Here is a 14,672-nt window from a genome sequence, read left to right on the forward strand (position 1 = left end):
TGTGCGGCCAGTAAACGCATCATCTCTTCTTCATTCAGTAAGGCTAACAGCCACAGCCCCAACAAAATTATTACCAGAGAAAATAATCGCTTTTCATTACGCATCATTTAATTCGCTGTTCGGCGGATGGGCGTTGCTTAGCGTATCTCAGCGTTGTTACAACCGTTAGGGACTTGTGTTAAATAAAGCCATTTTGTTGCGCGTCTATTTATGTTTCTCCGGCGGCCATCGCCTCAACGCCCTGAGAGCCGGGTTCCATAATCCTTTGATGGCCGCGAATGGCGGTAGGCGCGAAACCGAAGCGTTTGCGAAAACGTTCGGCGAAACGCGATGCGCTTTCATAACCCACATGTTGCGCGATGGCGGAGATCGGCCAGTCGGTCGACTGCAGCAGGGCCAGCGCGCTACTCATGCGCACGTCGATCATCAGATTGCGCAATGCGGTATTTTCCATCGACAGTTTGCGGCGCAACATCACTTCACTCATCGACAGGCTTTCCGCGACTTTGGCCGCCGTCCAAATGCTGTGCGGGTCGGTCGCCAGGCAGCGGCGCACGCGTTGCGTCAGATCCTTGGCTTCGTTGTGAATAAAGCGAATGCCGAATTGGGCCAGCCACAGCAGAATTTCCAGCATTTTATGCCGCACGATGATGGTGGGAAAGCGTTGCCGCAGCGTCAGCGCCAGACCGGTGGTTTCAAAACTGTGCTTGAGGGCGCAGGGCAGGTTGCGCAGCGCCAGGACGGCCTCGAACGGCATCGGCGCCGGCGTTTCCTCCGCCGGAGGTTGGACGGTGAGCAACAGGGGATCGCAGGTCAGCAACTGACAGCTGAATACGCCGTCTTCGGACGGGCCGTTAATAATGTCCACCGTTTGCCCGCCGTCGATAATCAACAGCTCGCCGGGATGAGCGACCACTTCGTGTTGTTGCCAGCGTACGCGCTTATGGCCTTGTTGTATCAGATACAGATGTGGTTGCTCAAAATAGACTGAAGGGAATAATAATTCAGTATGCTGAATGATGTGCGCTGAGGCGCCAATTCCAGGACAGAGATTAATTGTACGTTCCATCGATATTCATTTCGCAGCCATTATCTGAGAATATCTTTACGCTTTGATCAGCGTTGGAGCAACATTTTTCCATGGGCCGTGAAACACAGCGGCGTGTTTTATCTATCAAAAATCAATTTCCTGCTGAACAGAAAACGTCCGTGTCGGGATGATGTTTATCCATTAAAGTGAGAGCCAGGCTCGAAGCGCGCATTTTACCAATTACCCATAAACTGAATAATTCAAATGCCATAGATTAATATCCTAACGTAACCCGAGAGTAATAGCGCATAGTGCTATTTAATCCATTTTCGTCAGTATTGTCGATCTTATCGGACCTGTGGTTCCCCCAGCAACAGCGCACGATCATGAAACTGGCCGTAGGTATTGTTGACCACGTTCTGGCGCGTGGACTGTTCGATCAGCATCTTCAGCTCATCCATTCGCTGCTGTAACAGACGCTTGAGCTCGGTTTCGTTGTCGAGGATCTGTTGCAACTTATTGCGCAACATCTCCTGCAGCGCCATGGACGGGCCGGCTTGCCCGGTATAGGCGGCGGTTTTTTCCACCGCCGTCACGTAAGCGAATTCGAGCTCGACGAGCTCCTCCCAGCGCCCGGTTTGCGCCAGCGCGATCATCTGGCTGCTCAGGCTATAAATTTGTTGATAAGCGGCTAACAGCTGCTGTTGACGTTCCATTACACGGCGTCCTGCGAAGGTTGGTAGTTAGGGCCGATTTGGCGCCAGGCGTCGGCGATGTTTTCCAGCAGTTTAACCACTTCGGCGATCGCCGCTTCGTCGTTGTGCAGGTTGGCCTGCATCAGTCGACGCTTCATGTAGTCGTACAATGCCGCCAGATTTTCGGCGATCTCGCCGCCCTGCTGAGGGTCGAGGCCACTTTTCAGGCCGTTGTCGATGATATTGATGGCTTTGGACAGCGCCATGCCTTTGCCGGCGATATCGCCCTGGTTCATCAGGATGCGTGCGCGAAGCAGGGCGCTGAGCGCCCCGTCGAACAACATCACGATTAACTGGTGCGGGCTGGCGCTCATGGCGCCGCTTTCCAGACTGACCTGTGCATAGGCCTGAGTGCCGCTACGGTTATACATGCTGTTTTCTTTACCTTGTTAAAGGGTTACTTGAACTGTTGAGCCAAATAGTTACTGGTGCCGTTCATTTTCGACATCATGGTATCCAGCTGAACGAACTGTTGCTTATAACGATCGATGGTGTTCTGAATGCTGGCGGTGACCGTTGTGATCTGGCTGTTCAGGCGATCGAGGTTGGTGTTGATGCTTTTGGTCGAGTTCTCGATGATGCCGCCGGATTTGATGTAGCTCTGGATCTCGTTGTGGATCTCGGTGGCCATGCCAGTGTCTTTGCCGTTACCGACGAAGAAGTTGCTGACTTGATCCGGCTTCTCATCCATCGCTTTCTTCAGCTTGGCGCTGTCGATTTCCAGCTTGCCGGTTTTGGTGTTGGTGGAAATGCCGAGGTTGCCCAGGCCTTTTAACTCCGGGTTGTCCTGGGCTGCGCTCAGCGCGCTTTTGATCGACGACTGAATGCCGCGCAGGGTGTTGTCGCCCAGCAGCGGGCCGTTGGTTGGGTTTGGCGCTTCGCCGGTTTTCACCGGGGTGAACTTGGACAACGCGTTGAAGGTGTCCAGCAGCGAGTTATAGCTGTCGACCCACTCTTTGATCTTGTCGGTGGTGCCGGCGGTGTTGGTGCTGATCACCAAATGTTGCGGTTCATCGGTTTTGGTTTTGGTTTTCAGATCGATGGTGACGCCTTGCAGGGCATCGCTGATCGAGTTGGTGCTGCGCTTGATAGCGGTGCCGTTCACCGTCAGCTCAGCATCCTGCGGCGCGACCGTCTGCTTCATGGCGGTGCCGGTGCCGCGGGTAGCGTTGTAGTTCAGGATATCGCCCAGTTGGTCGTCGTTATCGACCTGCAGAGAAATCTTGTTGTTTTCGCCGGTGGTGGAGGAGCTGATCGCCAACTGATAGTCGTTGTCGCCGACGCGCATGATGCTGGCGGTGACGCCGGCTTTGGCGCCGTTGATGGCGTCGCGCAGCTCAACCAGCGAGGTTTGATCGTCGCTGAGCGGGATTTTGGTTTCTTTCGGCGGGTTGCCGGCGGTGATGGTCAGGGAGCGGTCTGTCACGCCTTCAGCGCCTAACTTAGCGCCCTGGTCGCTGACTTTCGCCTGGGTGGTCAGGGTTTGCGCCTGCGCCAGTTTGTTCACTTCCACCACATAGTTGCCCGGCACCGCCTTGGCGTTGGTGGTGATCTTGAAGGCGTCGTGTTCGGTGGCGGTGGTGGCCTTGAAGAAATCTTCTTTCGCCATCTCTTTGCTGAGATTGTCGAATTTTTCCAGTGCGCCTTTCAACGTGCCGTAACCGGTCAGCTGGGCGTTGTAGCTGGATTGCTTGGTGGTGTAAGGGGTCAGGCGCTGTTGTTCCGCTTTGGTCAGCTTATCCAGCAAGCCATTGAGGTCGAGTCCTGAGCCGAGACCTAATGAACTGATCGTTGCCATGAGTAATTCTCCTTGATTATGACTTTATTCGCTTTACGCGTTATCGGCCCAGTGGTGAAAAAGTTTACCGAAAAAAACAAAAAACCGATGGCGCAATAGAGGAGGGAAAAAGCGCGTTATTTCCGCCATTGCAACGGGCGCAAAAAATTTTAAAAAATTGCTAAAGGTTGTTAGGGGAGGGCCGATACCTGAGGGGACGGTGGTTGACGCCGTGGGCAAACAAGCCCGAACCTTTTAACCGTGTTGCGAAGAACGCAACTGACTCGTAAGGAAAGCAAACAATGGCACAAGTAATCAACACTAACAGCCTGTCTCTGATGGCGCAGAACAACCTGAACAAATCTCAGTCTTCTCTGGGCACTGCGATTGAGCGTCTGTCTTCCGGTCTGCGTATCAACAGCGCGAAAGACGATGCTGCGGGTCAGGCGATCTCCAACCGTTTCACCGCTAACATCAAAGGCCTGACTCAGGCTTCCCGCAACGCCAACGACGGTATCTCTCTGGCGCAGACCACTGAAGGCGCACTGAACGAAGTTAACGACAACCTGCAGAACATCCGTCGTCTGACCGTACAGGCGCAGAACGGTTCCAACTCTTCCAGCGACCTGAAATCCATCCAGGACGAAATCACTCAGCGCATGTCGGAAATCAACCGTATCTCCGAGCAGACTGACTTCAACGGCGTGAAAGTGCTGAGCAGCGATCAGAAGCTGACCATCCAGGTTGGCGCTAACGACGGTGAAACCATCGATATCGACCTGCAGAAAATCGACTCCACTAAACTGGGTCTGGATGGCTTCGACGTGACCAAAAAAGGTCCTAAACTGGGTGCAGAAGTTACCGGTACCGTGAACGTTGGTGGTAAAGATCTGACTGTTGACCCAATGGGTGCAGGTAAAAAGCTGTTCTCGGGTAAAGACGTTGATGGCAAAGATACTTTCTTTGTTGAGACTACTGATGCCAAAGGCGCCAAAACTTACAAATCAGCAACCATCGCTGAAGACGGTGCAACCGCAGGCAAGGCTAAAATCACCGAAGGTGGCGATGTTAAGATGTCCAACCCTCTGGAAACGCTGGACAAAGCACTGTCTCAGGTTGACGGCCTGCGTTCTTCCCTGGGTGCGGTACAGAACCGTTTCGATTCTGTGATCAACAACCTGAACAGCACCGTTAACAACCTGTCCGCTTCTCAGTCCCGTATCCAGGATGCTGACTACGCGACCGAAGTGTCCAACATGAGCCGTGCCAACATCCTGCAACAGGCTGGCACCTCTGTTCTGGCACAGGCTAACCAGTCTACTCAGAACGTTCTGTCCCTGCTGCGTTAATCGTCTCTCCCGATTAACTGTCGCAAAGAAACCCCGCTTCGGCGGGGTTTTTTTATGCTCGCGCACCGCGCGGTTATTACATGGCGCAAATAAAGCCCGTTTTGTGCGACTGTTCAGCCGATTGGCATTCTGCCCCCTACGCATAATAGCGCTGACTCTCTTATCCGCAGGTTTAAGACATAGTGAGCGATCTGTATACCGCCGAAGGCGTGATGGACAAAAATTCTCTCTGGTTGCGCTACGTGCCGTTAGTGCGCCACGAGGCGTTGCGCCTGCAGGTCAGGCTGCCCGCCAGCGTGGAGCTTGACGACCTGCTGCAGGCCGGGGGAATCGGGCTATTAAACGCCGTTGAGCGTTATGACGCCCTACAGGGAACCGCCTTTACCACCTATGCGGTGCAGCGCATTCGCGGCGCGATGCTCGACGAGTTGCGCAGCCGCGACTGGGTGCCGCGCAGCGTGCGGCGCCACGCGCGCGAGGTCGCGCAGGTGATGCGGCAACTGGAACAGCGTTACGGCCGCCCGGCGAGCGAAACGGAAGTGGCGCAGACGCTGAACATCTCGCTGGATGAGTACCGTCAAATTCTGTTGGACACCAATAACAGCCAGCTTTTCTCCTACGACGAATGGCGCGAGGAGCATGGCGAGAGCGCGGAACCGATGCTGGAAGGGCATGAGGAGGCCAACCCGCTGCATCACCTGTTGGAAGGCAGCCTGCGCCAGCGGGTGATCGACGCCATCGAGGCGTTGCCGGAGCGCGAAAAAATGGTGCTGACGCTGTATTACCAGGAAGAGTTGAATCTCAAAGAGATCGGCGCCGTGCTGGACGTGGGGGAATCCCGCGTCAGCCAACTGCACAGTCAGGCGATCAAACGGCTGCGCGCGCGGCTGGCGAACGATACCTGACGGCGGAGCGCCGCCCCCAACTCGATGACTCATGCGACAATCGGACTGCCCCTTATGCCAGGAATACTGTTGAAGAAACGGCCGCTTAGCCGTTACCTGAAAGATTACAAGCACAGCCAGACCCATTGCTCCCAGTGCGGCAAACTGTTGGACCGCATGGCGCTGGTGTTTCGCGGCAAGATAATCAATAAAGAAGCCATCGCGCGCATGGATCAGCCGATCGACGATGCGGTCTGGCAAAACGTGCAGCACGAGCTGACCGCGCTGTGCCGCTTTTGCAGCGAGATTTCCTGCAACAGCCACCCGAGTTATTTCGACATTATGGCGTTCAAGCAGTATCTGTTCGAACAGACCGAGATGAGCCACAGCACCATTCGCGAGTACGTGGTGCGGCTGCGCCGGCTGGATGAAATGCTGGTGGCGCGGAATTATCCGGCGGACAAATTCGCCAACAGCGCCAGTCATCAGCGCATCATCGACGATCTGCCTACCGCGGCGCATAACAACTACCGCATTGCGCTACGCAAGTACGATCAGTATCTCGCCTGGCAGCGCAGCTACTGAGACTTTCCCCGGCCGCTGGGCCGGGGTCTGCTGTTTCCCCCGTGATAAAGGATGATTATTCAGTTCACATCTGCTAAATCTATCGGTTATCAGATGTTGATATTCGATTCCCTGGGGGGAAGTAGTGAACCTGCAACAACAACTGGCGCAATTTCCGCGTCTGGATCTGGTTGGCGTCGCCACACCGCTGGAAAAACTGTCCCGTCTCTCCGATTACCTCGGCCGTGAAATTTACCTTAAACGTGACGATGTCACGCCTATGGCGATGGGCGGCAACAAGCTGAGAAAGCTTGAGTTTTTGGCCGCCGATGCGTTGCGGCAAGGTGCCGATACGCTGGTCACCGCCGGCGCCATTCAATCCAACCACGTGCGCCAGACGGCGGCGGTGGCGGCGAAACTGGGCCTGCACTGCGTCGCGTTGCTGGAAAACCCGATCGATACCCGCGCGGAAAACTACCTGACCAACGGCAACCGTCTGTTGCTCGGCCTGTTCAACGCCGAAGTGGTAATGTGCGAAGCGCTGCACGATCCGCAGCAGCAACTGGCGGAACTGGCGACGCGCCTCGAGGCGCAGGGCTTCCGGCCTTACGTGGTGCCGGTGGGCGGCTCCAATGCGCTGGGCGCGCTGGGATACGTGCAGTGCGCATTGGAAATCGCCGAACAGAGCCAACGCAGCAACGTGGCGTTCAGTTCGGTGGTGGTGGCGTCCGGCAGCGCCGGCACCCACGCCGGGCTGGCGGTGGGGCTGCAGCAGCTGCTGCCCGAAACCGAACTGATCGGCGTGACCGTCTCGCGCACCGTGATTGATCAACTGCCGAAGGTGGAACAAATCCAGAAAGCCCTGGCCTGTTCGCTGAATATCGACAAACTGGCGCCGATCGCGTTGTGGGATGATTACTTCGCGCCGCAGTACGGCATGCCGAACGAAGAGGGCATGGCGGCGGTGCAGTTGCTGGCGCAGCAAGAGGGGGTATTGCTGGATCCGGTGTACACCGGCAAAGCGATGGCCGGTTTGATCGACGGCATCGCCCAGCGGCGCTTCCGCGACGAAGGTCCCATCCTGTTTGTTCACACCGGCGGTGCACCGGCGCTGTTCGCCTACCATCCGCAGGTGTAAACACCGCGTGTTATTCCATTTTGAACTATATTTATAAGGTTATATTCCTTTATGCGGGCGGTTGCACTGTTAAAGTGCTGATATCAAAAAAGATAAACAACATACAGGGGTGTTTATGATGTTTGCGAAAGTTCGTCGTCAATGGTTGTTGGGCGTGGTGGGTATTGCGTTGGCCGCCGGTGTGACGACGCAAACCTACGCCGCCGATAACCTGCTGCAGCAGGTGAAACAGCGCGGCACGCTGATCGTCGGGCTGGAAGGTACTTATCCGCCGTTCAGCTTCCAGGGTGAAGACGGCAAGCTGACCGGTTTCGAAGTGGATTTCGCCAACGCGCTGGCGCAACATCTGGGCGTGAAAGCCAAGCTGAACCCGACCAAATGGGACGGCATGCTGGCTTCGCTGGACTCGAAACGCATCGACGTGGTCATCAACCAGGTGACGCTCTCCGATGAGCGCAAGAAGAAATATGACTTCTCCACCCCTTACACCGTTTCCGGCATTCAGGCGCTGGTGAAAAAGGGCAACGAAGGCACCATTACCAAGCCGGATGACCTGAAGGGCAAAAAGGTCGGCGTTGGCCTGGGCACCAACTATGAGCAATGGCTGCGCGAGAATGTGCAGGGCGTGGACGTGCGCACTTACGACGATGATCCGACCAAGTATCAGGATCTGCGCGTCGGCCGCATCAACGCCATTCTGGTGGACCGCCTGGCGGCGCTGGATCTGGTGAAGAAAACCGGCGATACGCTGGCGGTGGCCGGCCCGGCCTTCTCCCGCCAGGAGTCCGGCGTGGCGCTGCGCAAGAATAACCCAGAGCTGCTGGCCGCGATTGACCAGGCGATCGCCGAGATGCAAAAAGACGGCACGCTGGCGAAGATCTCCGAGAAATGGTTTGGCGCGGACGTAACTAAATAATGCACGAAAGTATTCAACTGGCGCTGGATTCAGCGCCATTTTTATTGAAGGGCGCCATACTGACGCTGCAGCTTAGCCTGGGCGGTATGGCGTTCGGCCTGTTGCTGGGTTTTCTGCTGGCGTTGATGCGCCTTTCGCCGCTTTGGCCGCTATCATGGCTGTCGCGCATTTACGTATCGCTGTTCCGCGGCACGCCGCTGATCGCCCAGCTGTTTATGATCTATTACGGTTTGCCGCAGTTCGGCATCGAATTCGATCCTTTCCCGGCGGCGCTGATTGGCCTGTCGCTCAATACCGCCGCCTACACCTCAGAAACGCTGCGCGCGGCGATTTCGTCGATCGACAAAGGGCAGTGGGAAGCCGCCGCCAGTATCGGCATGACCCGTTGGCAAACCCTGCGCCGGGTGATCCTGCCGCAGGCGGCGCGCACCGCCTTGCCGCCGCTGGGCAACAGTTTTATCGGCCTGGTGAAGGACACCTCGCTGGCCGCTACCATTCAGGTGCCGGAACTGTTCCGCCAGGCGCAGCTCATCACCTCGCGCACGCTGGAAGTGTTCACCATGTACCTGGCGGCATCGCTGATTTACTGGGTGATGGCGACCCTGCTTTCCGCACTGCAAAACCGTCTGGAAGCCCACGTTAATCGCCAGGATCAGGAGTAACGCATGAGTGCCATTGAAGTTAAGCAATTGACCAAGCAGTTCAAAGGTCAGACGGTGCTGCATGGGATCGATCTGGCGGTGGATGCCGGTGAAGTGGTGGCGATCATCGGCCCGAGCGGCTCAGGGAAAACCACCTTGTTGCGCTGCATCAACCTGCTGGAGGAGCCGGATTCCGGCACCATTCGCGTCGGCGATATCCTGATCGACGGCAGCAAGCCATTGAGCAAACAGAAAAATCAGGTGCGCGCGCTGCGCCAGCAGGTCGGTTTCGTGTTCCAGAACTTCAACCTGTTTCCGCACCGTTCGGTGCTCGAAAACATCATTGAAGGGCCGGTTATCGTTAAAGGCGAGGCGAAAGCCAGCGCCGAACAGCGCGCTCGCGCGTTGCTGGCCAAGGTGGGCCTGAGCGGCAAAGAGGCGGCTTATCCGCGTCGGCTGTCCGGCGGGCAGCAGCAGCGGGTGGCGATCGCGCGCGCGCTGGCGATGCAGCCGGAGGTGATTTTGTTCGATGAGCCGACGTCGGCGCTCGATCCCGAGCTGGTGGGAGAAGTGCTCAATACCATGCGTTCACTGGCGGAAGAGAAACGCACCATGGTGATCGTCACCCATGAAATGAGCTTCGCTCGCGACGTGGCCGATCGGGTTATCTTTATGGATCACGGCCGCATCGTCGAACAGGGCCCGGCCAAAGCGCTGTTCGCCAATCCGCAGCATCAGCGCACCCAGCAATTCCTCGACAAGTTCCGGAATCAATAAGGCGTCGGGGGCGTTTCCCCCGACTGCATTCACTCCGCTTTCAACCATTCGTTTCGCGCGGCGGCGGCGAGAAATCCGCTGCGGCTGCCGTATTTCGGATATTACCGAACCCGATAGTCAATGCGTCTCGTAGCGCTTTGATGCGGCCTTCAAGCAGAGTAATCCGTCTATGTTGTTATCGTCCATGAGCAACGCCCCACCCTGTAAGGATAACAAGGCGCTAACGGCCGATCGGCCTGCGGACAATAAAAAACCCTGCACAAGTGCAGGGTTTGCGTAGCTCTGAGCAAATCAGGCTGCAACGCGTGCAGCCTTGAGGATGCGTTAACCGATGGTCATCAGGCTGGCGTTACCGCCGGCGGCGGCGGTGTTGACGCTCAGGGAACGTTCGATCAGCAGGCGTTCCAACAGGATGTTGGTTTCACCGTGGGCGAAGCCCTGCACCGAGACGATGGCGCCGCCGCGCTGGGCGATCTGCTCGCACAGGGTGCGCAGCTGGTCGGCATCGCCGTGGTAGATGGCGGCGTCGAACTCGACCTTATCCTGCTGCCAGTCTTTGCTGAAGGCGATGCGCGCCTGCACATCGTTCGGCAAGCGGCGGAACAGATTGCGCTGCAGTTCCGCTTCCGGCCACAGCGCACAGCTGCCAACCGCCAGCACGGCGGCCAGCTGGATCAGCGCGTCGGCTTCGTTATCCGCCAGGCACAGCACGCGTTCACGCGGCAGCAGGGCATAGGTATTGCGCTCGCCGGTCGGGCCCGGCAGCGGACGTACGGTGCCGCCCTGGCCCAGTTCCGCATAGCGCTGCGCCAATGCCGCCAGTTCGCCGTGCTGGCTGGTGACCGCCCATTTCTCCAGCGATTGCAGCGCCCCCAACAGCTGCGGCCGCGCGGTGGCTTCCATCGGGCGCTCTTCGTCCTGGCGGTGCAGCGTACGTTGCAGCGCGTCGTCCGGACGGTTGGCCAGCAGACGGTACAGGTACAGCGGGCCGCCGGCTTTCGGGCCGGTGCCCGACAGGCCTTCGCCGCCGAACGGCTGCACGCCGACCACTGCGCCGACCATGTTGCGGTTGACGTACAGGTTGCCGACCTTGGCGCGTTCGGTCACCCGGGCGATGGTTTCATCGATGCGGGTGTGAATGCCCAGCGTCAGGCCATAACCGGCGGCGTTGATCTGATCGACCAGCGCGTCCAGATTGTTGCGCTGGAAGCGCACCACGTGCAGCACCGGGCCAAAGATCTCTTTCTGCAGCTCGTCGAAGCTGTCGAGTTCGATCAGCGTCGGCTTGATGAAGGTGCCGCGCGCCCACTCTTTCTCATCCTGCGCGCTGCCTTTGGCGGCCTGGTACACCTTGCGGCCTTTGGCGCGCATCGCCTGGATGTGGCGTTCGATGCCGGTTTTGGCTTCGGCGTCGATCACCGGGCCCACGTCGGTAGACAGGCGCTCCGGGTTACCCATGCGGCATTCGGCCATCGCGCCGCGCAGCATTTGCAGCGTGTGCTCGGCCACGTCTTCCTGAATGCACAGGATACGCAGCGCGGAGCAACGCTGCCCGGCGCTGTCGAAGGCGGAGGCCACCACGTCGGTCACCACCTGCTCGGTCAGGGCGGAGGAGTCGACGATCATGGCGTTCAGGCCGCCGGTTTCGGCGATCAGCGGCGTCGGGCGGCCTTGCGGATCCAGACGACCGGCGATGCTGCGCTGCAGAATGCCGGCGACGTCAGTGGAGCCGGTGAACATCACGCCGCGGACGCGGGCGTCGTTGACCAGCGTCGAGCCGACGGTTTCACCCTGGCCCGGCAGCAGCTGCAGCACGCCTTGCGGAATGCCGGCTTCCAGCAGGATGCGCACCGCCTGCGCGGCCACCAGCGGCGTTTGCTCGGCCGGTTTGGCCAGCACGCTGTTGCCCGCCGCCAGCGCGGCGGCGATTTGGCCGGTGAAGATCGCCAGCGGGAAGTTCCACGGGCTGATGCAGACCACCGGGCCCAGCGGGCGGTGGCTGTCGTTGGCGAAGTCGTCGCGCACCTGGCCGGCGTAGTAGTGCAGGAAGTCGACCGCTTCACGCACTTCGGCGATGGCGTTGTTGAAGGTTTTACCCGCTTCGCGCACCAGAATGCCCAGCAGGCTTTGCAGCTGGCTTTCCATCAGTTCGGCGGCGCGTTCGAGGATCGCGGCGCGTTCCGTCGGCGGCGTAGCGAACCAAATTGGGCCGGCGGCCGCGGCGGCGTCGAGCGCGCGGCTGACTTCGCCTTCGGTGGCTTCACGCACGTAGCCGACCACATCGCCCGGCTCGGCCGGGTTGATCACCGGCTGCTCCACGCCCTGATCCAATTCGGCGTCGATGATAGGTTCCGCGCGCCACGGATGGCTGGCGCTGGTGAGCAGGGCGCTGGAGAGCGAGGCCAGACGCTGTTCGTTGGACAGATCCAGACCGCTGGAGTTAACGCGTTTCTCGCCATAAAGCTCGCGCGGCAGCGGGATGCGCGGATGCGGCAGGCCAATTTGACCTTCGCTGGCCGCCAGCGCTTCCACGGCGCTGACCGGATCGGCCACCAGCTCGTCGAGCGGCAGGGTGGCGTCGGCGATGCGGTTGACGAACGAGGTGTTGGCGCCGTTTTCCAGCAGGCGACGCACCAGGTAAGCCAGCAGGGTTTCATGGGTGCCGACCGGCGCGTAGATGCGGCAAGGGCGGTTCAGTTTGCCGTCGGCCACTTTGCCCACCACCTGCTCGTACAGCGGTTCACCCATGCCGTGCAGGCACTGGAATTCATACTGGCCAGGGTAGTAGTTGTTGCCGGCCAGGTGATAGATGGCGCTCAGGGTATGGGCGTTGTGGGTCGCGAACTGCGGATAGATCAGGTTCGGCACCGACAGCAGCTTGCGGGCGCAGGCCAGGTAGGAAACGTCGGTGTACACCTTGCGGGTGTAGACTGGGTAGCCTTCCAGGCCGTCCATCTGGGCGCGTTTGATTTCGCTGTCCCAGTAGGCGCCTTTCACCAGACGGATCATCAGGCGGCGGCGGCTGCGTTGCGCCATGTCGATCACCGCGTCGATGGCGAACGGACAGCGTTTCTGATAGGCCTGGATCACGAAGCCGATGCCGTTCCAGCCGGCCAACTGCGGCTCGAAGCACAGTTTCTCCAGCAGATCGAGCGAGATCTCCAGGCGATCGGCCTCTTCGGCGTCGATATTGATGCCGATATCGTACTGACGTGCCTGCAGGGTCAGCGACAGCAGGCGCGGGTAAAGCTCTTCCATGACGCGTTCGTACTGCGCGCGGCTGTAGCGCGGGTGCAGGGCGGACAGCTTGATGGAGATGCCGGGGCCTTCATAGATGCCGCGGCCGTTGGAGGCTTTGCCGATGGCGTGGATCGCCTGCTGATAGGAAACCAGGTAGGCCTGGGCGTCGGCTTCGGTCAGGGCGGCTTCGCCCAGCATGTCGTAGGAGTAGCGGAAGCCTTTTTCTTCCAGCTTGCGCGCGTTGGCCAGCGCTTCGGCGATGGTTTCGCCGGTCACGAACTGTTCGCCCATCAGGCGCATCGCCATGTCCACGCCTTTGCGGATCAGCGGTTCGCCGCTCTTGCTGATAATGCGGTTCAGCGATCGGGACAGATTTGCTTCGTTATGCGTGGACACCAGCTTGCCGGTAAACAGCAGGCCCCAGGTCGCGGCGTTGACGAACAGCGACGGGCTGCGCCCCAGGTGCGAATGCCAGTTGCCGTTGCTGATCTTGTCGCGGATCAGGGCGTCGCGGGTCGGTTTGTCCGGAATGCGCAGCAGCGCTTCCGCCAGGCACATCAGCGCCACACCTTCCTGCGAGGAGAGGGAGAACTCTTGCAGCAGGCCTTGCACCATGCCGGCGCGGCCGTTTGCACTTTTTTGGTTACGCAATTTCTCGGCGATGCCATAGGCCATTTTATGAGTAGCCTGTGCAAGATCGGCGGGTAATCGCGCCTGTTCGAGCAACATCGGCACCGCTTCGGTCTCCGGGCGGCGATAGGCGGCGGTGATGGCGGCGCGGGTGACTGACTGCGGCAGAATTTGTTCGGCGAAATCGAGGAATGGCTGGTGTGACTCTTCCTGCGCTTGCGGCATAATGTCGTCCGCTTCAGGCTGGCCCGCTGCGGCCAGCGCTGGAATTTCAGGGATATCGGTACCGCTCTCGAGACGCTCGAGGTAATTAAAGATGGCCTGCTTGATGAGCCAGTGCGGCGTGCGATCGATGCGCTGCGCGGCGCTCTTGATCCGGTCGCGTGTTGCCTCGTCGAGTTTCACGCCCATTGTGGTAGTGCCCATGCCTGTCCAACTCCTGTGTTAGAACCTATCCCATCAGGCTAGACAAACAGCAGGCCGGAAAGCCTGTTGGGATAGGTTCGTGAGATGTGTGGGTTAAGAATGCAGACAATATCCTGCATGTTGCAACTTTGTGCAACCTTGTTAAATCAGGCTGATGAGCGAAGTGTGAGTTTCATCGATTTTTTAACACGGGCAGTTGGCATGAATGTTGCGTTATTGAGCGAATGCGGCGGGGTTTATTACGTCGCAGGCGCTTTACCCTGCGGTATATAAGGGTAATGGCAAGGTGCAACTCATTTTGCTTGTCGTGAGTGCAACCTTTGAGCCCGGTAAATGTGACGCAGGGTAAACTTTGTGTAACTTTGTTGTTAAATATCTTGTTGGTTGATGAAAGGCTCATCTAGGATAACCGACGGTCAACAATTACGGGCAGAAACTATTTTACCTGCACTCGCTCGCAGGCTGCGCCACGTTCCGGCGCGGCGGCCGGTGAAATGCATTGCGCGTGGGTTTACCGGCGCCGGCTTGGCCGGAGCGAAACGCGA

Annotated in this window: 12 protein-coding genes; 7 read left to right on the plus strand and 5 right to left on the minus strand. The window is 58.5% G+C overall.

Going from position 1 to position 14,672, the window contains the following annotated elements:
- Positions 1 to 208 precede the first annotated feature (208 nt).
- From ACOWVD_RS01620 to fliD, 4 genes are all read right to left on the minus strand, one after another.
- Positions 209 to 1,069: a helix-turn-helix transcriptional regulator gene (locus ACOWVD_RS01620; protein WP_049240604.1), complete on the minus strand. Its 861-nt coding sequence runs from the start codon at positions 1,067 to 1,069 to the stop codon at positions 209 to 211.
- 308 nt (positions 1,070 to 1,377) lie between these two features.
- Complete coding sequence (fliT, locus tag ACOWVD_RS01625; protein WP_033632765.1) at positions 1,378 to 1,746, minus strand: flagella biosynthesis regulatory protein FliT; 369 nt, start codon at positions 1,744 to 1,746, stop codon at positions 1,378 to 1,380.
- On the minus strand, positions 1,746 to 2,156 hold the full coding sequence (gene fliS / locus ACOWVD_RS01630; RefSeq protein WP_004934758.1) for a flagellar export chaperone FliS: 411 nt from the start codon (positions 2,154 to 2,156) through the stop codon (positions 1,746 to 1,748). The genes fliT and fliS overlap by 1 nt, the downstream gene beginning before the upstream one ends.
- Positions 2,157 to 2,182: 26 nt before the next feature.
- On the minus strand, positions 2,183 to 3,583 hold the full coding sequence (gene fliD / locus ACOWVD_RS01635; protein WP_049240601.1) for a flagellar filament capping protein FliD: 1,401 nt from the start codon (positions 3,581 to 3,583) through the stop codon (positions 2,183 to 2,185).
- A 281-nt stretch (positions 3,584 to 3,864) separates the two neighbouring features.
- On the opposite strand from fliD, the gene ACOWVD_RS01640 reads away from it, so the two are divergent.
- The 7 genes from ACOWVD_RS01640 (at position 3,865) to tcyN (ending at position 9,831) form a co-directional block, all read left to right on the plus strand.
- The gene (locus tag ACOWVD_RS01640; RefSeq protein ID WP_049240600.1) at positions 3,865 to 4,911 is read left to right on the plus strand and encodes a flagellin FliC; all 1,047 of its coding nucleotides are present in this window, start codon (positions 3,865 to 3,867) and stop codon (positions 4,909 to 4,911) included.
- 182 nt (positions 4,912 to 5,093) lie between these two features.
- A complete protein-coding gene (locus tag ACOWVD_RS01645) occupies positions 5,094 to 5,816 on the plus strand; it encodes an RNA polymerase sigma factor FliA (RefSeq protein WP_016927322.1) in 723 nt (240 codons plus the stop codon).
- A gap of 54 nt (positions 5,817 to 5,870) precedes the next feature.
- A complete protein-coding gene (gene fliZ / locus ACOWVD_RS01650; RefSeq protein ID WP_004934751.1) occupies positions 5,871 to 6,380 on the plus strand; it encodes a flagella biosynthesis regulatory protein FliZ in 510 nt (169 codons plus the stop codon).
- 124 nt (positions 6,381 to 6,504) lie between these two features.
- Positions 6,505 to 7,497 carry a D-cysteine desulfhydrase gene (locus ACOWVD_RS01655; RefSeq protein WP_015378235.1) on the plus strand — a complete coding sequence of 331 codons (993 nt, stop codon included), beginning with the start codon at positions 6,505 to 6,507 and terminating at the stop codon, positions 7,495 to 7,497.
- A 115-nt stretch (positions 7,498 to 7,612) separates the two neighbouring features.
- On the plus strand, positions 7,613 to 8,413 hold the full coding sequence (gene tcyJ / locus ACOWVD_RS01660) for a cystine ABC transporter substrate-binding protein (protein WP_015378234.1): 801 nt from the start codon (positions 7,613 to 7,615) through the stop codon (positions 8,411 to 8,413).
- The gene (gene tcyL, locus ACOWVD_RS01665) at positions 8,413 to 9,075 is read left to right on the plus strand and encodes a cystine ABC transporter permease (RefSeq protein WP_015378233.1); all 663 of its coding nucleotides are present in this window, start codon (positions 8,413 to 8,415) and stop codon (positions 9,073 to 9,075) included. Before tcyJ ends, tcyL begins: the two co-directional genes overlap by 1 nt.
- 3 nt (positions 9,076 to 9,078) lie before the next feature.
- Positions 9,079 to 9,831, plus strand: coding sequence for an L-cystine ABC transporter ATP-binding protein TcyN (tcyN, locus tag ACOWVD_RS01670; protein WP_015378232.1), 753 nt, complete (start codon positions 9,079 to 9,081; stop codon positions 9,829 to 9,831).
- A gap of 324 nt (positions 9,832 to 10,155) precedes the next feature.
- Here tcyN and putA read toward each other — a convergent pair whose 3' ends face one another.
- Positions 10,156 to 14,127: a trifunctional transcriptional regulator/proline dehydrogenase/L-glutamate gamma-semialdehyde dehydrogenase gene (gene putA / locus ACOWVD_RS01675; RefSeq protein WP_033632771.1), complete on the minus strand. Its 3,972-nt coding sequence runs from the start codon at positions 14,125 to 14,127 to the stop codon at positions 10,156 to 10,158.
- Positions 14,128 to 14,672 lie beyond the last annotated feature (545 nt).

The organism is Serratia sp. SA088 (genome assembly GCF_049065515.1).
GTDB classification, from domain to species: Bacteria; Pseudomonadota; Gammaproteobacteria; order Enterobacterales; family Enterobacteriaceae; genus Serratia; species Serratia nematodiphila.